19 protein-coding genes are annotated in these 20,197 nt (G+C 69.9%); 8 read left to right on the top strand and 11 right to left on the bottom strand.

What is annotated here, in order from left to right; genetic code table 11:
- Positions 1 to 2 precede the first annotated feature (2 nt).
- Positions 3 to 1,070, bottom strand: coding sequence for a uroporphyrinogen decarboxylase (hemE, locus tag ACWIGI_RS09760; protein ID WP_454201949.1), 1,068 nt, complete (start codon positions 1,068 to 1,070; stop codon positions 3 to 5).
- A 74-nt stretch (positions 1,071 to 1,144) separates the two neighbouring features.
- Here hemE and ACWIGI_RS09755 point away from each other — a divergent pair, with 74 nt between their 5' ends.
- Together ACWIGI_RS09755 and ACWIGI_RS09750 are read left to right on the top strand one after the other, a co-directional pair.
- Positions 1,145 to 1,771 carry a DUF3000 domain-containing protein gene (locus tag ACWIGI_RS09755; protein WP_454201948.1) on the top strand — a complete coding sequence of 209 codons (627 nt, stop codon included), beginning with the start codon at positions 1,145 to 1,147 and terminating at the stop codon, positions 1,769 to 1,771.
- A gap of 165 nt (positions 1,772 to 1,936) precedes the next feature.
- Positions 1,937 to 3,193, top strand: a complete 1,257-nt coding sequence (locus ACWIGI_RS09750; protein WP_454201947.1) for an HRDC domain-containing protein — start codon at positions 1,937 to 1,939, stop codon at positions 3,191 to 3,193.
- A 117-nt stretch (positions 3,194 to 3,310) separates the two neighbouring features.
- Here ACWIGI_RS09750 and ACWIGI_RS09745 read toward each other — a convergent pair whose 3' ends face one another.
- Both ACWIGI_RS09745 and dxs read right to left on the bottom strand, forming a co-directional pair.
- Positions 3,311 to 4,129, bottom strand: coding sequence for an enoyl-CoA hydratase (locus ACWIGI_RS09745; RefSeq protein WP_454201946.1), 819 nt, complete (start codon positions 4,127 to 4,129; stop codon positions 3,311 to 3,313).
- Positions 4,130 to 4,252: 123 nt separating this feature from the next.
- Complete coding sequence (dxs, locus tag ACWIGI_RS09740; protein WP_454201945.1) at positions 4,253 to 6,226, bottom strand: 1-deoxy-D-xylulose-5-phosphate synthase; 1,974 nt, start codon at positions 6,224 to 6,226, stop codon at positions 4,253 to 4,255.
- A 144-nt stretch (positions 6,227 to 6,370) separates the two neighbouring features.
- Between dxs and glsA the strand changes: the two genes are divergently transcribed.
- Entirely contained in the window at positions 6,371 to 8,239 is a 1,869-nt protein-coding gene (glsA, locus tag ACWIGI_RS09735) for a glutaminase A (RefSeq protein WP_454201944.1), read from the top strand.
- Between the two features lie 129 nt (positions 8,240 to 8,368).
- On the opposite strand, the gene ACWIGI_RS09730 is transcribed toward glsA, so the two are convergent.
- Complete coding sequence (locus ACWIGI_RS09730) at positions 8,369 to 8,611, bottom strand: hypothetical protein (RefSeq protein ID WP_454201943.1); 243 nt, start codon at positions 8,609 to 8,611, stop codon at positions 8,369 to 8,371.
- Between the two features lie 269 nt (positions 8,612 to 8,880).
- On the opposite strand from ACWIGI_RS09730, the gene ACWIGI_RS09725 reads away from it, so the two are divergent.
- Positions 8,881 to 9,561, top strand: coding sequence for an SIMPL domain-containing protein (locus ACWIGI_RS09725; protein WP_454201942.1), 681 nt, complete (start codon positions 8,881 to 8,883; stop codon positions 9,559 to 9,561).
- 218 nt (positions 9,562 to 9,779) lie between these two features.
- On the opposite strand, the gene ACWIGI_RS09720 is transcribed toward ACWIGI_RS09725, so the two are convergent.
- A complete protein-coding gene (locus ACWIGI_RS09720) occupies positions 9,780 to 11,243 on the bottom strand; it encodes a class I SAM-dependent RNA methyltransferase (RefSeq protein WP_454201941.1) in 1,464 nt (487 codons plus the stop codon).
- Positions 11,240 to 13,234 (bottom strand): APC family permease, encoded by a 1,995-nt coding sequence (locus ACWIGI_RS09715; RefSeq protein WP_454201940.1) that lies wholly within the window; start codon positions 13,232 to 13,234, stop codon positions 11,240 to 11,242. Before ACWIGI_RS09715 ends, ACWIGI_RS09720 begins: the two co-directional genes overlap by 4 nt.
- 255 nt (positions 13,235 to 13,489) lie before the next feature.
- On the opposite strand from ACWIGI_RS09715, the gene ACWIGI_RS09710 reads away from it, so the two are divergent.
- Together ACWIGI_RS09710 and ACWIGI_RS09705 are read left to right on the top strand one after the other, a co-directional pair.
- On the top strand, positions 13,490 to 14,155 hold the full coding sequence (locus ACWIGI_RS09710) for a potassium channel family protein (RefSeq protein ID WP_379000461.1): 666 nt from the start codon (positions 13,490 to 13,492) through the stop codon (positions 14,153 to 14,155).
- Between the two features lie 3 nt (positions 14,156 to 14,158).
- Positions 14,159 to 14,845, top strand: coding sequence for a potassium channel family protein (locus tag ACWIGI_RS09705; RefSeq protein ID WP_454201939.1), 687 nt, complete (start codon positions 14,159 to 14,161; stop codon positions 14,843 to 14,845).
- Positions 14,846 to 14,859: 14 nt separating this feature from the next.
- On the opposite strand, the gene ACWIGI_RS09700 is transcribed toward ACWIGI_RS09705, so the two are convergent.
- The 3 genes from ACWIGI_RS09700 to ACWIGI_RS09690 form a co-directional block, all read right to left on the bottom strand.
- Positions 14,860 to 15,558, bottom strand: coding sequence for a sigma-70 family RNA polymerase sigma factor (locus ACWIGI_RS09700; RefSeq protein WP_454201938.1), 699 nt, complete (start codon positions 15,556 to 15,558; stop codon positions 14,860 to 14,862).
- Between the two features lie 229 nt (positions 15,559 to 15,787).
- Positions 15,788 to 16,552, bottom strand: a complete 765-nt coding sequence (locus ACWIGI_RS09695; protein WP_454202265.1) for a DUF3159 domain-containing protein — start codon at positions 16,550 to 16,552, stop codon at positions 15,788 to 15,790.
- Positions 16,553 to 16,561: 9 nt separating this feature from the next.
- Positions 16,562 to 16,957: an OB-fold nucleic acid binding domain-containing protein gene (locus ACWIGI_RS09690; RefSeq protein ID WP_454201937.1), complete on the bottom strand. Its 396-nt coding sequence runs from the start codon at positions 16,955 to 16,957 to the stop codon at positions 16,562 to 16,564.
- 208 nt (positions 16,958 to 17,165) lie between these two features.
- Here ACWIGI_RS09690 and ACWIGI_RS09685 point away from each other — a divergent pair, with 208 nt between their 5' ends.
- Positions 17,166 to 17,879: an alpha/beta fold hydrolase gene (locus ACWIGI_RS09685; protein ID WP_454201936.1), complete on the top strand. Its 714-nt coding sequence runs from the start codon at positions 17,166 to 17,168 to the stop codon at positions 17,877 to 17,879.
- 369 nt (positions 17,880 to 18,248) lie between these two features.
- Here the strand turns inward: ACWIGI_RS09685 and ACWIGI_RS09680 are convergent, their stop codons facing one another.
- Together ACWIGI_RS09680 and dut are read right to left on the bottom strand one after the other, a co-directional pair.
- Positions 18,249 to 19,115 carry a DUF3710 domain-containing protein gene (locus ACWIGI_RS09680; RefSeq protein ID WP_454202264.1) on the bottom strand — a complete coding sequence of 289 codons (867 nt, stop codon included), beginning with the start codon at positions 19,113 to 19,115 and terminating at the stop codon, positions 18,249 to 18,251.
- A 2-nt stretch (positions 19,116 to 19,117) separates the two neighbouring features.
- Complete coding sequence (dut, locus tag ACWIGI_RS09675) at positions 19,118 to 19,618, bottom strand: dUTP diphosphatase (protein WP_454201935.1); 501 nt, start codon at positions 19,616 to 19,618, stop codon at positions 19,118 to 19,120.
- Between the two features lie 52 nt (positions 19,619 to 19,670).
- Here dut and ACWIGI_RS09670 point away from each other — a divergent pair, with 52 nt between their 5' ends.
- A complete protein-coding gene (locus ACWIGI_RS09670) occupies positions 19,671 to 20,183 on the top strand; it encodes a DUF3093 domain-containing protein (RefSeq protein ID WP_454201934.1) in 513 nt (170 codons plus the stop codon).
- The last annotated feature ends 14 nt before the right edge of the window (positions 20,184 to 20,197 follow it).

Below are 20,197 nucleotides of genomic sequence, written 5' to 3'. Positions count from 1 at the left end.
TGTCAGAGGGGCGACGGCAGGCTGTGGATCAGCTTCACCGTCGCGGTGATGACCTCCGGATCGGTGTTCGGGAGCACACCGTGGCCGAGGTTGAAGATGTGGCCCTTCGCGCCGAGCGCGATCGCCTCGTCGGCCTCGTGCACGATCCGGCGCACCTCGGACTCGATGGCGGACGAACCGGCGAACAGCACCGCGGGATCGAGGTTGCCCTGCAAGGCTTTTCCGGGGCCGACGCGACGGACCGCCTCGGTCAGGGGGACGCGCCAGTCCACGCCGACCACGTCGGCGCCCGCCTCGCCCATCGCGCCCAGCAGCTCACCGGTGCCCACGCCGAAGTGGATGCGCGGGATGCCCGCCGACGCGACCTCGGCGAACACGCGCTCCGAATGCGGCATCACGTACTCGCGGTACTGGGCCAGGGTCAGCGCGCCCGCCCAGGAGTCGAACAGCTGCACCGCGTCCACGCCGGCCGCGATCTGCGCCTGCAGGAACTCGATGGTGATATCGGTCAGCACGCCGAGCAGCTGATGCCAGGTCTCGGGATCGCCGAGCATCATCGCCTTGGTGCGCTCGTGATTCTTGCTCGGGCCGCCCTCGACCAGGTACGAGGCCAGGGTGAAGGGGGCACCGGCGAAACCGATCAGCGGGGTCCGGTCCAGCGCGTCCAGCAGCAGGCCGATACCGGCGGTCACCGCGCCGACCTCCTCCGCGCGCAGACGCGGCAGCGCGCGCACATCGGAGACGGTCCGCACCGGATTCGCCACCACCGGGCCGACGCCGGCCACGATGTCGAGATCGATCCCGGCGGCCTTGAGCGGAACCACGATGTCGGAGAACAGGATTGCCGCGTCCACGTCGTGGCGGCGGATCGGCTGCATGGTGATCTCGCACACCAGCTCCGGATCGAAGCAGGACTCGAGCATGCCCACGCCCTTGCGCAGCTCGCGGTACTCCGGGAGCGACCGTCCGGCCTGGCGCATGAACCACACCGGACGCCGATGCGGAACGCCACCGGACGCGGCGACGAGAAGGGGGGCATCGGGCAACTGGCGGCGGCTGTGAGTGCTCATCGCAGCCCATCGTAAAGGCCCCGAGCGGCGCGCCTCTCACTACACCGCACCCGAGAGGTCTACCGTCCTCATACGTGACACCGCTCGACTTCCGCGACGGCGCCGCACCGACCCCGGAGCCAGAAGAACCCACAGGGTTCCGCGCCGCGGTCGATGCGATGGGAACCGCAACCGTTCACCCCAGGATCGAGCTGGCACCGATCCGGCCGCCGCAGCGCCTGGCCCCCTACTCGTACGCCCTGGGCGCCGAGGTGACCCGCCCGGACACCAACGTGGTGCCGGTCGACTCCGACGGTGACGCCTTCGGCCGGCTGATCCTGCTGCACGACCCGAACGGGCAGGAAGCCTGGCACGGGGTGTACCGGCTGGTCGCCTACATCCAGGCCGACATCGACTCCGCGCTCGCCGCCGACCCGCTGCTACCCGAGGTGGCGTGGAGCTGGCTGGTGGACGCGCTCGAGTCGCGCACCCCGTTCACCGCGCTCGGCGGCACGGTCACCGCGACCAGCTCGGTGCGCTACGGCGACATCGCCGGACCGCCGCGCGCGCATCAGCTCGAGGTCCGCGCGTCCTGGACGGTCGGCGACTCGCTGATGCGACCGCACGTGGAAGCCTTCGGCGAGGTGCTCGCCTACGCCGCCGGGCTGCCGCCCGCGGGCGTCACCCGGCTCGACGTCGGGCACGGCGACGACACGGACTGAGCGCACTCGCGCCCGGTCCCGGCGTGGCGCGTCCGGGAGCAGCTGTACCGCAACCAAATCGGCGCCGGGCAACTACTATTCCGAGCAGCCCGGCGCCGTGTCGCGGTCCGACGTTTACTCGACGTGACGCAGGCCGCCCCTGTCCTACACGTAGAGTTCAAGACCATGTCCGTACCAGAAGAGCCCGAAGCCACCGCAGCGGTCCCCTTGCTCGCGCCCGCGGACGGTGTACCACCGGTACTGGACACTGCCTCCGCCATCGCCGCGGCCGCCGCCCGGATCGCCGCGGGCACCGGTCCGCTGGCCGTCGACGCCGAGCGCGCGTCCGGCTTCCGCTACTCCAACCGCGCCTATCTGATCCAGCTGCGACGCGCCGGAGCGGGCTCCTTCCTCATCGACCCGATTCCGGTCGACGGCGACCTGACACCGCTGGCCGAGGCCATCAACGGGCTCGAATGGGTGCTGCACTCGGCCGACCAGGACCTGCCCGGGCTCGCCGAACTCGGGCTGTACCCGGCGCGGCTGTTCGACACCGAACTCGGCGGCCGGCTCGCCGGCTACGAACGCGTCGGGCTCGCGGCCATGGTGGAGCGCCTGCTGGGACGAGAACTGCGCAAGGGCCACGGCGCCGCCGACTGGTCGACGCGCCCGCTCCCCGACGAATGGCTCAACTACGCCGCCCTGGACGTCGAGCTGCTGCTCGAGCTACGCGACGCGGTCGCCGCCGAACTGGAAGAACAGGGCAAAACCGACTGGGCCGCACAGGAATTCGAACACGTCCGGCTCGCCGAGCCGTCCGCGCCGAAATCGGATCGCTGGCGGCGCACCTCGGGCATCCACACCCTGCGCCGCACCCGGCAACTGGCCATCGTGCGCGAACTGTGGACCACCCGCGATCGGCTCGCCCGCTCCCGCGACGTCGCCCCCGCGCGCATCCTGCCCGATTCGGCCATCGTCGCCGCGGCCACCAGCGAGCCCAAGTCGATCGCGCAACTGCGCACGCTGCCGGTGTACGGCGGGCCGCGCCAGCGCCGCTACTCGCGCGAATGGCTCGGCGCGGTCGAGCGCGCCCGGGCCCTGCCCGACAACGAGCTGCCGCCGCTGACCCAGCCGTTCGACGGGCCGCCGCCGGTCAATCGCTGGGAACGCCGCGACCCGGCCGCCGCCGCCCGCCTGCAGCGCGCCCGCGCGGCCATGACCGAACTGTCCACCGAGGTGTCCGTGCCGGTCGAGAACCTGCTGACCCCGGACCTGCTGCGCCGCATGTGCTGGGACGGGCTACCGCGCACCGCCACCAACGGCGACGCGCCGGTGCTCATCGACGACTTCCTGCTGGCGGGCGGCGCGCGGGACTGGCAGCGCGAGCTATCGGTCCCGAGATTGGCCGGGGCGCTCTACCCCGCGAAAGATCAGGCTTCCTAGCCCGGACCAGGATCGCCCGGTCGGCTGAACCGTATCCCGGCGTGTTCCACGCCGAAATCCATACCGGACGGTAGAGATCCAGACGTCGCACACCGGGACGACCCGAACGGGCCTGATTCAGTCCTCGAAGATCGGTGGGCGGCGGTCACGGCGAGCGCGAATGGCCTCGTCGAAATTCTCCGTGGTCAGGTGGACGTACAGCTGCGCGGTGCCCTCGTGCTGCATATGCGATTCGAAGCTGCTCGCCTCCAGCCCACTCCACAGCATGCGCTTGGTCAGCTCGGTGCCGACCCGGCTCCAGCGAATCATCTGCTCCGCGGTGTCGTAGCAGCTCTCCAGCAGTTTGTCCGCGGGCACGACCCGCGACACCAGCCCGATGCGCTCGGCCTCGGCGGCGTCCACGTCCCGCCCGGTGAGCATGATCTCGAAGGCCCGCGTGGTGCCGACCACGCGCGGCAGCAGATAGCTGATGCCCAGTTCGGCCGAGGTCAGGCCGTTGTTGATGCCCGCCGCGCGGAAGTACGCGTCGTCCGCGGCGATCCGTACGTCGGTGCCGACCGCCAGGCAGAACCCGCCGCCGATGGCCGCGCCGTTGATGGCGCTGATGACCGGCTGATGCATCCGCCGGATGGTGAGCATGACGTTGTTGAGCAGATCCATCGAGCGGCGCGCGATCGAGGTTCTGGTCAGTCCCTCCACGCCCGGGACGCGGCCCGCGTGCTGCAGATCCGCGCCCGAGCAGAAGCCGGCCCCGGCGCCGGTGAGCACCACGACCCGCACCTCGTTGTCCGCGGCCACCGCCTCGAGCGTCTCGCGCAGCGGCACCATGACGTCGAAGGCCATGGCGTTCATGCGGTCGGGACGGTTGAGGGTGACCAGGGCGATGCCCGGTCGCGGCTTCTCGACGAGCACGAACGGTGACTCGACTTCCGACATACGCAACTCCTGAACCAGAAAACTGAAACCTGTTCCAGAATCTACGCGATCGCGATCACCGCGTCCGGGAAAGCCGCCGGTGCGATACCGGCGGCCGATACTCGAAAAGCCGCCGGTGCCGGCCTATTCCGCGAGCGCCCGCTCGGGCTCGATGACCAGCACCGGATCGGCGCCGACCTGATCGAGCTCGACCGTGGCGTTGCCGCCGAGCCAGCCGCTGATCCGCTGGGTCACGTCGTCCGGGGTCAGGCCCAGATCCTGATGCACCCGCGCACGCGAAGCGTGATCCAGGAACTGCTGCGGCACACCGATATCGCGGGCCGGGATGTCCACGCCCGCCGCGCGCAGCGCCGCCGACACGGTACAGCCGATGCCACCGTGCAGGCCGCTGTCCTCCAGCGTCACCACCAGGCGGTAGTTCTCGGCCATCTTCACCAGGGCGTCGTTGACCGGCAGCACCCAGCGCGGATCCACGACGGTGACCGAAACACCGTCGGCCTCCAGCTGATCGGCGACCTGCAGGCCCAGACCCGCGAACGCGCCGACCGCCACGATCAGTACATCGCCGCGCACCGACTGCGCCGAATCGCCGTCCAGCAGCTCGGGCATGCGCAGCACGTCCAGCCCGTCCAGGCGCTCCACCGCGGCGATGTCCTCCACGACACTGCCCTTGGGGAAGCGGATCGCGGTGGGGCCGTCGCCGATATGCAGCGCCTCGCCCAGTTCCTCGCGCAGGGTCGCGCCGTCGCGCGGGGCGGCCACCCGGATGTTCGGGATGATGCCCAGCACGGACAGATCCCACATGCCGTTGTGGCTGGCGCCGTCGTCACCGGTGATGCCCGCGCGGTCCAGGACCAGGGTCACCGGCAGGTTCAGCAGCGAGACATCCATGAGCAGCTGATCGAAGGCGCGATTCAGGAACGTGGAGTAGATCGCGACCACCGGGTGCAGACCGCCCAGGGCCATGCCGGCGGCGGAGGTCATCGCGTGCTGTTCGGCGATGCCGACGTCGAACATGCGCTCCGGGAAGCGCTTTCCGAAAGCCGACAATCCGGTCGGGCCGGGCATCGCGGCGGTGATGGCGACGATGTCGTCGCGCTGCTCGGCCTGCGCGATCAGCTCCTTGGAGAAGATCGAGGTCCAGCTCGGCGCGGACGAACCACCCACCGGCTCACCGGTCTCGGGATCGATGCGGCTGATCGCGTGCATCTGATCGGCGACGTGATCCTCGGCGGGCTTGTAGCCGCGGCCCTTCTGGGTCACCACGTGCACGACCACCGGGCCGCCGAAATCCTTGGCGCGCCGCAACGCCGCCTCGAGCGCCACCGTGTCGTGGCCGTCGACCGGGCCCACGTACTTCAGGCCGATATCACCGAACAGCTCCTGCGGGGCGACCGCGTCCTTGATGCCGGTCTTGAGCGCGTGCAGCATCGAATAGGCCGAATCGCCCACACCGGGAATCGACTGCACGATGCGCTTGGTCGCGTCCAGGGCCTGCTCGTAGGCCGGCTGCATGCGCAGGGCACTGAGCCGGTCGGCCAGGCCGCCGATGGTCGGGGCATAGGAGCGGCCGTTGTCGTTGACCACGATCACCACCGAGCGGTCCTGCCCGGCGGCGATGTTGTTCAGCGCCTCCCAGCACATGCCGCCGGTGAGCGCGCCGTCACCGACGACCGCGACCACACTGCGCTTCTGCCGGGTCAGCGCGAACGCCTTGGCCAGGCCGTCCGCGTAGGACAGCGACGCCGAGGCGTGCGAGGACTCCACCCAGTCGTGCGCGCTCTCGGCCCGGCACGGGTAGCCGGACAGGCCGCCCTCTTTACGCAGGGTGTCGAACCCGTCCTTGCGACCGGTCAGGATCTTGTGGACGTACGACTGATGACCGGTGTCGAAGATGATGGGGTCGGCAGGCGAGTCGAAGATCCGGTGCAGCGCGATGGTCAGCTCTACGACGCCGAGGTTCGGACCCAGGTGCCCGCCGGTGACGGCGACCTTCCGCACCAGGAACTCACGAATCTCCTCGGCCAACTCACGCAGCTCTGATACCGACAGCCGGCGCAGGTCCTCGGGCATGTCGACCCGGGAAAGCACTCCCACGGCTATTGCTCCCTCCGGATGTCTCCTGTGTTTGCAACAGTCTACGGAGCCGCGACCGGCCCGCTAAGTCAGGAACTGAACGCCACCTGCGACATCCACTTCGAATGTGAGGCTCCACACACATTACCCGGATACAGTGGCCGCGTGGTCCACTCCGATTCGACCGCAGGAAATCCGGTTTCGGCCGCCCCCGGTGTGGTTGCCCGGCTCATCGACGAGGTATACGAACTCTGCCGGACCGACACCTCCGGAGAACTCGCCGACTACATCCCGGAACTCGCGGCGGTGCAACCCGATTCGTTCGGCATCTGCCTGGCAACCGCCGACGGTCAGGTCTACGGGAGCGGGGATGTGCACACCCCGTTCACCATTCAATCGATCTCGAAACCGTTCACCTACGCACTGGCCCTCGCGGACCGCGGACCAGCGGCGGTGGCCCAGCGTATCGACGTGGAACCCACCGGAGAACCGTTCAACGAAATCAGTCTGGACCCCAGGACACAGCGCCCGCGCAACCCGATGATCAACGCGGGCGCGATCACCGCGGCGTCGCTCGTGGAGGGTCGTGACCCGGCCGACCGGTTCGCTCGGATACAACGCAGCTACGGCCGATTCGCGGGCCGCGAACTGAAACTCAACGAGGCCGTGTACGCCTCGGAAGCGCGCACCGGATTTCGAAATCGGGCCATCGGATATCTGTTGCGCGGAGTCGGCATTGTGGACGGCGATCCGGACGAAGCGGTCGATCGATACTTCCGGCAGTGTTCACTTGACGTCACCTGCCGTGATCTCGCACTCATGGCCGCGACACTGGCCAACAACGGCGTGCATCCGCTGACCCACGAACGCGCGCTGGTCGCCCCGCTCGTCGAGCAAGTTCTCAGCGTCATGACCACCTGCGGCATGTACGACGCCGCCGGGGACTGGGTCACCACGGTTGGGCTGCCCGCGAAAAGTGGCGTGGGCGGCGGGATTCTGGCCGTGCTGCCGGGGCAGCTCGGTATCGCGGTGTACTCGCCGCGACTGGACGAGCACGGCAGCAGCGTGCGCGGGGTCAAGGCGTGCCGCGAACTGTCGCATCGGCTCGGCCTGCACTTCCTGCACGTCACCCGCGGCGCGCACACCGCGATTCGAGCCTCCTATTCGGTCGCCGAGGCGCCCTCGCGGCTGCGGCGCGATCCCGAGGAGCTCGAACTGCTGCGCGCCCACGGCGACCGGGTGCGCATCGTCGAACTGGCCGGCGACCTGCTGTTCGCGGGCGCGGAATCCACCGTGCGCGCGGTGGAACAGCTGCCCGGGGACCTGGAGGCGCTGGTGCTGGATCTGCGCGAGGTCGGCGACGTCAGCGATATCGCCGCGCGCATGCTCGCCGACGTGCAGGCCGAGCTGGCCGCGGCGGGATGCCGTGTGGCGCTGGTGGATCCGGACGCCAAGCTCGGGCACATGTCCTCGAGCCTGGATCCGGCCGATCCGGTGGGGCGGGTGTTCGTGGACCGGGACAGCGCCACCGAATGGTGCGAGCAGCTCGTGCTCGACAGGCACCGGCCGCCCGGATACACCGCGCCCGCCGCGCTGCGGGTCGAGGAGCATCCGGCGATGGCCGAGCTGCCGGACGACGAATGTGTACGCCTGGCAAGGGAATTCGAGATCCGCACGATCGCGCGCGGCGAGCTGGTGATCGCTCGCGACAGTCCGCGCGCGGGTCTGTTCCTCATCCTGGACGGGCGGGTGCGGATCACGTTCGAGGACAACGCCGGTCGCCGGCACCGCCTGATCACCCTCTCCCCCGGCATGTCGTTCGGCGAGATATCCCTGCTGACCGGTGTGCACTTCAGCAACGACATCTACGCCGAGACCACGGTCCGCCTGGCCGTGCTGTCCCCGGAGAAGTTCGATCGGCTCACCAGCCAGGCCCCCGAGGTGAAACTGGCGCTGCTGGAACGCCTGGCGACGGCGGCGTATTCACAGACGGACGCGGCGGTGCGGGCGCTGGCGGCGCACGGCGGGGCCTGACCGGGCGGCTGACCCGACCCGCCAATTTCGCCCGGACGGGACGAACGGCCTGGTCTCGGACGGGAATTCGCCGATACGCTCGGACCGGGCCGCCGACCCGCAGGTGCTGTGCGGCGGCCCGGGCAGTGATCAGTAGCGCTTCTTGCGGGCGGCCAGGTCTTCGGTCTTGATCCGGATGTCGTCGGTCCTGGCGCGCAGGTCGTCGGTCTTGGCACGGATCGCGCCGAAGACGATGTCGCGGCTCTCCGAGAGCAGGTCCTGAACCTCTAGGACCGTGCGCTGGGTCGCGTCGACGCGGACGCGAGACAGCCGGCGGCCGCTGCGGCGGCCCGCCCGCGCGAGTTCCTGGACGAGTTCGCCGAAGGCGCTCATCGGACCGCCCCCCGAACCGCCGATTCGACGTACGCTTGTTCACCGAAAAAATGAGATCTCATACCCTGGAACCCCTTTGTATCCACTGTAAACGCACCTACCGCGATAGGTGGAGAGTACGCTTGTTCACTCGCTGGTGCCACTTGCGGACGTGGACGGCGGGGGGCGGAGAGCCGGGCCGGATCGGGCTCGCGACGCGCGGCGGGCCGGGTGAATCGGCGGGCGTCGGTAGCATCGGTGTGCCCCCGGAACCGATCTAGGAGGACGTCGTGACCAGCAGTGCGAGCGAGACCGGCACCATCACCACGTTCGGCGCCGGAAGTGCGAGCGCCACACCGGATCTCATGCGGGTGAGCATCTCGGTGGAGAAGAAGGCCGACACCGTGGCCGCCGCCTACGCCGGCGCCGGGGCGCGCGCCGACGCGCTGATTCGGTCGCTGCGCGGCGACGGCGTGCCCGCGCGCGACGTCTCGACCAGCGGTTTGTCGGTGCGCACCGAGACCGTATGGACCGAGGCCAATCGCGAGCAGGTCGTGGGATACGTCGCGAGCACCTCGCTGACCGTCGTGCTGCGCGACATCGAGGCGGAGGAGAAACCCGCGCAACCCGGGCCCGAGGCGATCATCGCGCACGCCGTCGACGCGGGCGGGGACGAGGTGCGGCTGGGCGGGCTCACGCTCGGCGTCGCCGACGAGGAGAGCCTGCTGACCCGGGCTCGCGACGCGGCCTGGGAGCACGCCCGCGCGAAGGCCGAACAGTACGCCGCACGGGCGGGGCGCACCCTCGGCCCGGTGCTCGAGATCACCGAGAACACCTCGGGCGCATCACTTCCCGCGCCGCGCATCGCCTTCGCCGCAAAGTCCGCCCCGATGGATGTCGGCGCGATCCCGGTCGAGCTCGGTGAGAGCGAGCTGTCGGCCTCGGTCCGGGTGACCTGGCAGCTCGGCTGACGCGTTCGGCTCGAGCCCGCCGTGGAGAGCGATGGGGGCGATGCCGCACCGCCCGATGCGACGGGATGCGGAGCACGCCCGACCTCGCCCACCTGCGGTAACGAGCGCACATCCGTTGCCGGCGAGACCATACGGCTCGCGCGAACGGTTCTCCGCGCAGGCGGCACCGCCCGCCGAGCGCGCCTGGCCGATCGAGATGCGAAGGCGGCGGCTCGGCCTCAGCGTTCCAGTAGCGCGATGCACTCCACGTGGTGGGTGCCGGGGAAGGCGTCGAAGACGCGCAGGGCGGCGGGCTGGTAGCCGGCGTTGCGGTATAGCCCCAGATCGCGGGCGAACGAGGCGGGGTCGCAACCGATGTGGATGATGCGGCGGGGGGTGCGCTCGGTGAGGGCGGTGATGACCTCCTTGCCCGCGCCCGCGCGGGGCGGGTCCAGGACGACCACGTCGGGGGCGGTCGGCGGCTGCTCGACTATCCACTGCTCCACGCGTTCGGCGCGCAGGTCCACCCAGGGCAGGTCGCGTAGAGCGGACTTGCCCTCGGTGACGGCGGTGCGGGCGAACTCGACGCCGTGCACGCCGCCCTCGGGACCGACCTGACCGGCCAGGCGAGCCGCGAAAACGCCCACGCCGCAGTACAGATCCCAGGTCAGGGCGCCGGGCGCGGCATCGGACCACTCCGCCACCACATCCGAATAGCATTGCGCGGCGCCAACATGCGGCTGCCAGAAGCCGGTGGCCGACAGTTCCCAGCGGCGGCCCGCCACGTACTGAACGGCCTGGCCGGTGCCGTCGAACACCTTCTCCACGCGCGGGCTGTGCGCGGCCGCCCGGCGCGCGACCGTGCTGTTGCGGTCGCTGCCGCGCCGGAAACCGTTGCCGCCGCGCCTGCTCCGGCCCGACTGCACCACCGGGGACAGCTCGAGCAGGTGCCGCACGCCGTCACCGTCGACGGCGACCACGAGGTCCGCGCCCGGCTTCCACGTGCGTTCGGCGATGCCCTCCATCGCACCGGCCATGGGCTGGGGGCAGCGCAGATCGGGGATCACGTCGGTACTGCGGTACCGGTGCACGCCCGCCCGGCCCTGGGCATCGACCACGAGCCGCACCCGAGAGCGCCAGCCACCGGCCGAGGTCGGGGCCACACCGGCGGGCGCGCCACTGGCTGTCTGCCCGGAACCCGCGGACGCACCGAGCGCCACCGGCCGCGCACCCCCTGATTCCCCGCCCGCGGCGGGCGCGACAGCGGCCGGCAAAGTCCCGTCCGCACCGCGTCCCAGCGGCGCCGACACCCCGCGCACCGGCGCGGGAATCACCTCGACCTCGAACTCCGGCTCCCAGGCCGCGAGCCGCAACAGCTGTTCGGCGACCACGCTGTGCTTGAGCCCGCGCTGGGCGGCGGGGGTGGCGTGGGTGAAATCGCAGCAGCCCGCACCGCCCGGACCGGAGACCGGGCAGGTGGGATCGACCCGATCGGCCGAGGCCTCCAAGATTTCGATCGCGTCGGCCCGGCAGAACGACCCGCCGCGATCCTCGGTGACGACCGCGCGCACCAACTCACCGGGCAGGCCGTGCCGCACGAACAGCACCCGGCCCTCGTGCCGCGCCACGCAGAAACCACCGTGCCCCGGCGCGCCGAGCCGGACCTCGACCGTCGTTCCGCGCCAATCGGTTCCCGAACTCACGACTCGTCCCCGAAACCACGCCGCACCGAACCGGGCGCGTTGACGACGTGCGTGCGCCGCCCGGCGTTCGCCGAGGAACTGAGCTGCCACGGCACGCTCGTCACCATCACACCCGGCTCGAACAGCAATCGGCCTTTGAGCCGCAACGCGCTCTGATTGTGCAACAGCTGCTCCCACCAGTGACCGACCACGTATTCGGGGATGAACACGGTCACCACATCACGCGGGGCGTCCTTGCGCACCCGTTTGACGTAATCGACCACCGGCTTGGTGATTTCGCGATACGGGGACTCGATCACCTTGAGCGGCACCGAGATATCACTGCGCTCCCAATCCCGCACGAGGGTGCGGGTGTCGGGCTCGTCGACGTTGACGGTGATCGCCTCGAGCGTGTCGGGCCGCCCGGCCCGGGCGTACGCCAGCGCCCGCCGGGTGGGCATGTGCAGCTTGGACACCAGCACGATGGAATGCGTCCGGCTCGGCAGCACCCCGTCCCATTCCGACTCCGAGGCCTCCAGCTCGAGCGAGACCGTGTCGTAGTGCCGGCGAATGAGTTTCATGATGCCGAAGATGGCCGCCATGGTCACGATGGCGATCCACGCGCCCGCCAGGAACTTGGTGATCAGCACGATGACCAGCACGGTCGCGGTCATGGTCAGGCCGATCGCGTTGATCACCCGCGAGCGCTTCATCCGCGCGCGCTGCGCCGGATCGGTCTCGGTGCGCAGCAGCCGCGTCCAGTGCCGCAGCATGCCGGTCTGGCTCAGCACGAACGAGACGAACACGCCCACGATGTAGAGCTGGATCAGCTTGGTGACCTCGGCCCCGAACATGACCACGAACGCCACCGCGGCGCCGGCCAGGAAGATGATGCCGTTGCTGAACGCCAGGCGATCACCGCGGGTGTGCAGCTGGCGGGGCAGGAAACGATCCTGCGCCAGGATCGACCCCAGCACCGGGAAGCCGTTGAACGCGGTGTTGGCCGCGAGCACGAGGATCAGTGCGGTGACGATGGTCATGAAGTAGAACCCGGCCGGGAAACCGCTGAACACCGCACCGGCCAGCTGCGCGACCAACGTCTTCTGCTCGTAGCCCTCGGGCGCGCCGCCCAGCTGGCTGGTGTCGTGCGCGTAGACGATGCCGACCTCCTGGGCCAGCACGATCATGGCCATCAGCAGCGTGATGGAGATCGTGCCCAGCAGCAGCAGCGTGGTCGCGGCATTGCGGGACTTGGGCTTGCGGAACGCGGGAACGCCGTTGCTGATGGCCTCCACACCCGTCAGCGCCGCACACCCCGAGGAGAACGCGCGCGCGATCAGGAACACCAGCGCGATACCGAACAATTGGTCGTGCTCGGCCTTCAGCTCGAATCCGTACGACTCCGCGTGCACCTCCTGCCCGAGACCGATCCGGGTGAAACCCCAGATGAGCATGACGAACATGCCGATCATGAAGGCGTAGGTGGGAATCGCGAACGCGGTGCCCGATTCCCGGACGCCGCGCAGATTCAACGCGGTCAGAATCGCGATCGCCGCGACCGCGAACAACACCTTGTGCGTGGAGACGAACGGCACCGCCGAACCGATATTCGACGCCGCCGAGGAAATGGACACCGCGACGGTGAGCACGTAATCGACCAGCAACGCGCTGCCGACCGTCAAACCCGCCGTCGGACCCAGATTCTTGGTGGCGACCTCGTAATCGCCGCCGCCGGAGGGATAGGCGTGCACATTCTGCCGATAGCTGGCGACCACGACGGCCATCACCAGCACCACCGCCACACCCACCCACGGCGCGTACACGTAGGCGGACAGTCCGCCCACCGACAGCATCAGGAAGATCTCCTCCGGCGCGTAGGCCACCGAGGACAGCGCGTCGGAGGCGAACACGGGCAGCGCGATTCGCTTGGGGAGCAGGGTGTGACCCAGCGAATCACTACGGAAGGGGCGGCCAACCAGCATGCGTTTGGCGGCCGTCGTCAACTTCGACACTTTTGCGAGCATAGGGGAGCGCGAGCGCGGTCGCGTCCACGGCGCGACGGGTTCACCTCGCGGCCGTACGCTTGCTACCGGATACAAGCGCCGGCGTGGCTGCGACAGCGGGGGCAGACGCTGTGAGCTTTTCCCGGCTCCGGTTTGAATACCGATCGGAGGGGGAAAAAGCCTCAGGAAAACTAGAGCGGTACGGTTGCGACCCGGACAAGCAACCAAACCGCACACCACGGTTTCGGAAATGGGGACAGCACGGTGTACGTAGTGATCATGGGGTGTGGACGGGTGGGCTCCTCGCTCGCACGCGCCCTGGTCCGCATCGGCCACGAAGTCGCGGTGATCGATCAGAACTCCAGTGCCTTCCTGCGCCTGGGCCGCGATTTCCCGGGACTGTGCATCACCGGCGTCGGCTTCGATCGGGATGTGCTGACCCGGGCCGGAATCGAACGCGCCGGAGCCTTCGCCGCGGTGTCCTCCGGCGACAACTCCAACATCATCTCCGCCCGCGTGGCCCGCGAGACCTTCGGCGTCGAACGCGTCGTGGCCCGCATCTACGACGCCAAGCGCGCCGCCGTCTACGAGCGCCTCGGCATTCCGACCATCGCCACCGTGCCGTGGACCACGGACCGCTTCCTGCGCAACCTGGTGGCCGATCAGTCCACCACCACCTGGCGCGATCCCACCGGCACCGTCGCTGTCACCGAACTCACCCTGCACGAGGAGTGGTACGGGCGCACGGTCCATTCGCTGGAGAACACCATCGGCGCGCGTGTGGCGTTCCTGATCCGCTTCGGACAGGGCATGCTGCCCAACGCCAAGACCATGCTGCAGGCCGATGACACCGTCTACATCGCCGCCACCTCGGGGACCGTCGGCGAGGCCGTGGCCCTGGCCGGAAATCCCCCCGCGAGCGAGGACTGAGCAATGAAGGTAGCCATTGCGGGCGCCGGCGCCGTCGGCCGATCCATCGCCCAGGAGCTGTTGCGCGGCGGCCACCAGGTCATGCTGCTGGAGCGCCGCCTCGATCACATCGATCCCACCAGCGCGCCCGCCGCGGTCTGGACGCACGCCGACGCCTGTGAGCTCGAGACGCTCGAAGAGGCCGGCCTGGAAACCTACGACGTGGTCATCGCCGCCACCGGCGACGACAAGGTGAATCTGGTCTTCAGCCTGCTGGCCAAGACCGAGTTCGGCGTGGGCCGGGTGGTGGCGCGGGTCAACGATCCGCGCAACGAATGGCTCTTCGACACCTCGTGGGGCGTGGACGTGGCCGTGTCCACCCCGCGCCTGCTCGCCTCACTGGTCGAGGAGGCGGTGTCGGTCGGTGATCTGGTGCGGCTCATGACCCTGCGCCAGGGTCAGGCCAATCTGGTGGAGATCACCCTCCCCACCGACACGCCCTTGGCGGGCAAGGCCGTTCGCATGCTGAAGCTGCCGCGCGATGCCGCGCTGGTCACCATTCTGCGTGGCGGCCGGGTCATCGTCCCGCAGGCCGACGACTCGCTCGAGGGCGAGGACGAACTGCTGTTCGTCACGTCCGTGGAGGCCGAGGACGAGCTACGCAAAGCCCTCGGCGTCAACGGGTTCGACAACAATCTCGGCGTGGCCTGAGAACGGCCGCGGCACTAGGCGACCTTCAGTTCGGCGCGCAGCTTGTTCAGCGCGCGGTGCTGCATGACCCGCACCACGCCCGGGCTGGTGCCGATCGCCTCGGCCGTCTCGGCCGCGGTCCAGCCCAGCACGATACGCATGACCAGCACCTCGCGGTGGGTCGGCGCGAGCACCTTCATGAGTTCGCGTGTGGCGGCGCGGGTTTCGGACTGCAGCGCGCGCTCCTCCGGGCCGGCCTCGTGGCCCGGCTCGTCCGGGAACTCCGCCACCGGGTAGGCCGGGTGCACCTGCGCCCGCCGGAACGCGTCGGCGACCTTGTTGGCCGAGATCCCGTACACGAAGGCCAGGAACGACTTGCCCTGGTCCCGGTAGCGCGGGATGGCCTGCACGGTCGCCATGCAGATCTCCTGGGCCACATCGTCGGCCGTCACGTGCAGGTGACCGCCGCCGCCCATGCGGGCCGCGCAGTAGCGGCGCACCAGCGGGTACACGATCTTGAGGATGTCGGAGACCGCGTGCTTGTCACCGCTCGCGGCGGGACCGATCAGCTTCTCCAATTCCGCTGCCGCGCGCCGCGATTCCGACGTCGCCGCACTGTTGTTCTTGCCGGTGCCCCGCCCCGCCGAATGCCGGCGCGAGGCTGTCGCCTGCACCGCCGCACCGCGCCCCTCGCTACGGTCCTGCGCTGCCACTGCCTTGCCGTCGGTAATCACTCCGCGATCCTTTCGCCGTTCGTCTCACAACGATCCTGCGATGATCGGCGCCGCCGAAATAGGTACCCCAGGGGTGGGGTGGGCACCCCCTCCCCACCCCTAACCGTTACCGAAGGTGTTGCGCGGTGGGCACATAGCGCGATAAGGGCCGTTCGAGCTCGATACTCGAACGGCCCCTGCGAGGTCGTGAACAGCGGATAGGTGGTGCGCGGGCGACCGTGCCCGGGAATCAGTCGCGGGTGGACGCCTTGGCGGAGGCGACCGGCAGATGACCCGCCTTGCGCACCGCCCACACCGTGACCACCAGCGCGACCGCGGTCAGCGGCCAGCCCATGGCCAGGCGCGCCACGGCCAGCAGACCGGTGCTGTCGGAGGCGTAGAGGTGGTTCTGCACCAGGTACCGGGCGCCGAACACCACCGCCCAGACCGCGGTGGCCAGGTCGTACAGGCGCATCGCGCGGCGGTCGGAACGCCAGTCGCTGCCGTGCCCGTTCAGCACACCCCAGATGACACCCGCCAGCGGCCAGCGCACCACCAGGGACAGCAGGAACGCGCCCCCGTACACCAGGCTGGCGTAGATGCCGAACAGGAAGAAGCCCTTGGCCTCACCCATGCGCCAGGCGATGAACGCGCACACGCCGACGCCCAGGAAACCGGAGATCGCCGGCTGGATCGGGTCCTTGCGCACCAGACGCCAGATCAGAATCGCGATGGCCACACCCATCGCGGCCCACAGCGCGGGTCCCAGCCCGCGCAGGGAGTTCACCGGCACGAACACCAGCACCGGCAGCGAGGAGTAGATCAGGCCGCTGAAACCGCCGAGCTGCTCGAGCAGCGTCTGCTGGGTCTCGGCCTCGCGTTCCTCCTCGGCCTCCACCGCGGCGCGGTCGGCTTCGAGAAGCTCGGCGCCCGGCTCGGAGTACGCGCCGCGATCCTCCAGCGGCCTCCGGGTCTCGGTGGGCCTGCGGCCCTCGTCGTTGCTGCTGGTCGGTATCGACATGCGTCAGGAATTCCCACGGAGTTCGTAGTAGGGGTTGTAGATGACCTTGCCGCCGTCGCGTCGTTCACCGACGCGGCCGCGGACCAGAATACGTCGCCCCGGCTCGAGACCGGGGATGCGACGCCGGCCGATGAAGACCAGCGACACACTGTCGGTGCCGTCGAAGAACTCGGCCGAGAATTCCGCGCCCGCGGACTTCGGACAGGCCTCGACGCTGCGCAGCCGCCCGAGCATGGTGACCTCTTCGCCGCGTCTGCACTGCGATGCCTGACACGCGCCGGACGCTTCGGACGTCTCGGCGAGCTCTTCGGCATCCAAATGATCCAGGTCCGCCGTCAGTCTCCGGCTCAGTCGCCGGAAATAGCCTGACGGGGTGTCCTTCCCACCCGTGGATGGCATCTCGCACGCTCTCCTGTAGAGCAACACGGCGTGGGTCGCACGTCGTTCGTTCTTGCCACACACCCGATGGGCCGCTGCTGCCGCCAACTGCTTGTGGCCGACGACGTTCCCGCAGCACCGCCCACACAACCGGCTGTGGCCGTACACCGCCACTGTAGAGGTGAGAGCCTCCCCTCGCCACGCGCGCCCGTCGCAGTACGCTCGCCCGGTGCCCGATCTCTCCATTCCGGCGGTCGCCGTCGCCCTGCCCGGAACCGGCTCCGACGCCCACTTCGCCCGTCGTGCCTTCGAATCCGCCTGCACCGCAGCCGGTGTGCCCTGCGTCGCGGTGGATCCCGACCCGCTGCGCGTGATCGAGAGCTATCACGCGGCCCTGGACGCGGCCGCGCGCTCGGGCCCGGTGCTGATCGCGGGCATCTCCCTGGGCGCGGCGGTCGCGGTCGACTGGGCCGCCCGGCACCCCGAATCCACGTACGGCGTGGTCGCGGCCCTGCCCGCCTGGACCGGCGCGGACACCACCGGCTGCCCCGCGGCCCTGAGCGCCGCGGCCACCGCGGCCCAGCTCCGCGCCGACGGCCTCGACGCGATGATCGAGCGCATGCGCGCCTCGAGCCCCGCCTGGCTGGCCGAGGCCCTGACCCGCTCCTGGCGCTCCCAGTGGCCGGATCTGCCCGCGGCCCTGGAGGAAGCGGCTTCGTACGCCTGGCCCGAACCCGGCCTGCTCGCCGCGATCACCGCGCCGGTGCACATCGTGGGCGCGGTCGACGATCCCGTGCACCCGATCACCGTGGCCGAACGCTGGGCCGCCCTGATCCCCGACGCCCACCTGCACCGGATCACCCTGGACGAATTGGGCGCGGATCCCGCGATCCTCGGCGCCCGCGGCGTCGGTGGGCTGCTCCCCCGCGTCGCGTCCCGCTGACCACCCCGAGCCCGCAACGAATTCCGCGCGACCCTGCACCCCTCGGTGACCGGCGACCGTCTTGCCGCCTCGGCAGGTCCGGCCGCACCAGTTCGGGTGCACTTGCCGGTTGTGCCCGGGTGACTTGCCGGTCGTGCCCGGGTCTTCGGGTGCACCTGTCGGTCGTGCCCGGGCGGTTCGAATGCCCTTGCCGGTTGAGCCCGAGCGGTGCGTTCCCATCGCGCCGCGACCCACAGCCGCCGCGGTGTGGCGAACCGATGTCGCGCCACGCCCGGCGCTCGGTGTGCCGAATCTCATGACAGGCGAACGGTCTTCGCATCCGTTGGATGCGAAGACCGTTCGTGAACCCGCCGTGTTCCGGGTAGTCGCCTAGTTCAGGCCGAGCTGCTGCATCGCCGAACCCTCGGCGCCGCGGCGCGGCTCCTGGGGGGCCGCGGTCGGGATCGGCTGCGGGCCGCCGTTCATGGCGGCCAGCTGGGCCGCCATCGCCTGCTGCTGGGCGGCCAGCTGCTGCTGATGGGCCGCGGCGAGCTGATCGGCGAGCTCCTGGGGTAGGACCACCGGCAGCGGCTCGCGCACCGGCAGCGGTTCGTCCCCGCGTCTGACCACGGTCTCGCTCATGATCGCGCGGGCCGCGGTGACCAGCGGCGCGCCGTCGACCGCGGCGCCGGACGGGCCGGCCGCGACCAGGCGGACCATCCAGCGGTAGCCGTCCACGCCGATGAAGCGCAGGTCCGCGCCCTCGGTGACCGCGTGCAGCTCCCGGCCCCACGGGCCGTTCTGCACCGACACCTGGGCGCCGTCCTTGCGCAGGGTCTCGGCGAGATCGGCTGCCACCGAACGCCATTGACCGGCCGACTTGGGTGCGGCGTAGGCGGCGACCGTGATCCGGCCGTGCTCGGTGGCCAGGTGCACCGCCTGCGGGGTGCCGTCCGGGGTCATCTCGACCTGCAGCTGCCCGCCCGGCGGCACCGGCACGATGACCGATCCCAGGTCCAGGCGCTGCTCGGCCACGGTCGCGAGGCGATCGACGACATCGTCGTAGTTGTAGGGGCCGGTGCGGTCATCACGCTCCGGTTCCTCGTACGCGGGTTCGGGCTCGGGCTCGGCGTAGCCCTGCGTCTCGAACTCGTCGGTGTCATCGGAGTATTCGGCGTCGTCGTACTCGTCGTAGTACTCGTCGTCGTAGTGACCGGAATCCTCCGGCTCACCGCTGCGCTTCTTCTTCCCGAACATCGTCATGCCTCCTTACCGGCCACCTGGCCCACCCCACCGGATTCCGCGGTCAGGCTCGCGTGCCCACCGCTCGATCCGTATCCTCCTGCGCCGCGCTCGGTGTCGTCGAGCGAGTCCACCTCCATGAATTCCACCAGTTCCACCCGCTGCACCAGCAACTGCGCGATGCGGTCACCCCGCCGGAGCTCGATGGGTGTGCGCGGATCGTGATTGATCAGACACACCTTGATCTCGCCCCGGTACCCGGCGTCGACCGTGCCGGGGGTGTTGACGACGGACAGACCCGCCTTGGCCGCCAGCCCCGAACGGGGATGGATCAGCCCGACGGTGCCCATCGGGAGCGCCACCGCGAGCCCGGTGCCGACGAGCACCCGTTCTCCCGGTTCGATGATGACGTCCTCGGTGGTGCACAGGTCCACGCCCGCGTCGCCCTCGTGGGCGCGCGTCGGTACGGGCATGCTGGGATCGAGCCGCAGCAGGGGAACAGTCGGAATACCGGTCACGTGGGCCGAGCCTACGCGTTCGGCGTCCAACTCATTGACCTAGTCTGATGTCGTGTCCGACCAGTCCCCTCAGGTGAGTACCGAAACCGAGCAGCGGAGCGTTCCGCTCTACTCCGAGCGCCTCTGGGTGCCCCTGTGGTGGTGGCCCGTCGGGTTGGCGATCACCGGCCTGCTGGCCGCCGAAATCCACATGGGCGCACCGGGAATCCGGGCCTGGCTGCCGTACGTGCTGCTGTTCCCGATTCCGGTGTGGGTGCTGTTGTGGCTGTCCCGGCATCGGGTGGAGGTGGTTCGCGACGCCGCCGGTACGCCGGAACTGCGTGTCGATCGCGCGCATCTGCCCGCCACCTTCGTCGCGCGCGGCGCGAGCGTGCCCGGCAGCGCGAAGAGCGCGGCGCTGGGCCGTCAGCTCGATCCGGCCGCCTACGTGCAGCATCGCGCGTGGATCGGGTCGCTGGTGCTGCTGGTGCTCGACGATCCGGACGACCCGACGCCGTACTGGCTGGTGAGCACGCGCCGTCCGGAGCGGGTGCTGGCCGCGCTCGGTATCGAGAACGCGAGCTGAGTCGGCGGTACCCC

The organism is Nocardia sp. NPDC055321 (assembly GCF_053645575.1).
This window is presented reverse-complemented; position numbering and strand designations above follow the sequence as displayed.

Coding starts and splice junctions, on each gene's coding strand:
- ACWIGI_RS09750 (WP_454201947.1), top strand. CDS start 1,937: ATGTCCGTACCAGAAGAGCCCGAAGCCACCGCAGCGGTCCCCTTGCTC.
- ACWIGI_RS09745 (WP_454201946.1), bottom strand. CDS start 4,129: ATGTCGGAAGTCGAGTCACCGTTCGTGCTCGTCGAGAAGCCGCGACCG.
- ACWIGI_RS09730 (WP_454201943.1), bottom strand. CDS start 8,611: ATGAGCGCCTTCGGCGAACTCGTCCAGGAACTCGCGCGGGCGGGCCGC.
- ACWIGI_RS09680 (WP_454202264.1), bottom strand. CDS start 19,115: ATGTTCGGGAAGAAGAAGCGCAGCGGTGAGCCGGAGGATTCCGGTCAC.
- ACWIGI_RS09705 (WP_454201939.1), top strand. CDS start 14,159: ATGAAGGTAGCCATTGCGGGCGCCGGCGCCGTCGGCCGATCCATCGCC.
- ACWIGI_RS09690 (WP_454201937.1), bottom strand. CDS start 16,957: ATGCCATCCACGGGTGGGAAGGACACCCCGTCAGGCTATTTCCGGCGA.
- hemE (WP_454201949.1), bottom strand. CDS start 1,070: ATGAGCACTCACAGCCGCCGCCAGTTGCCCGATGCCCCCCTTCTCGTC.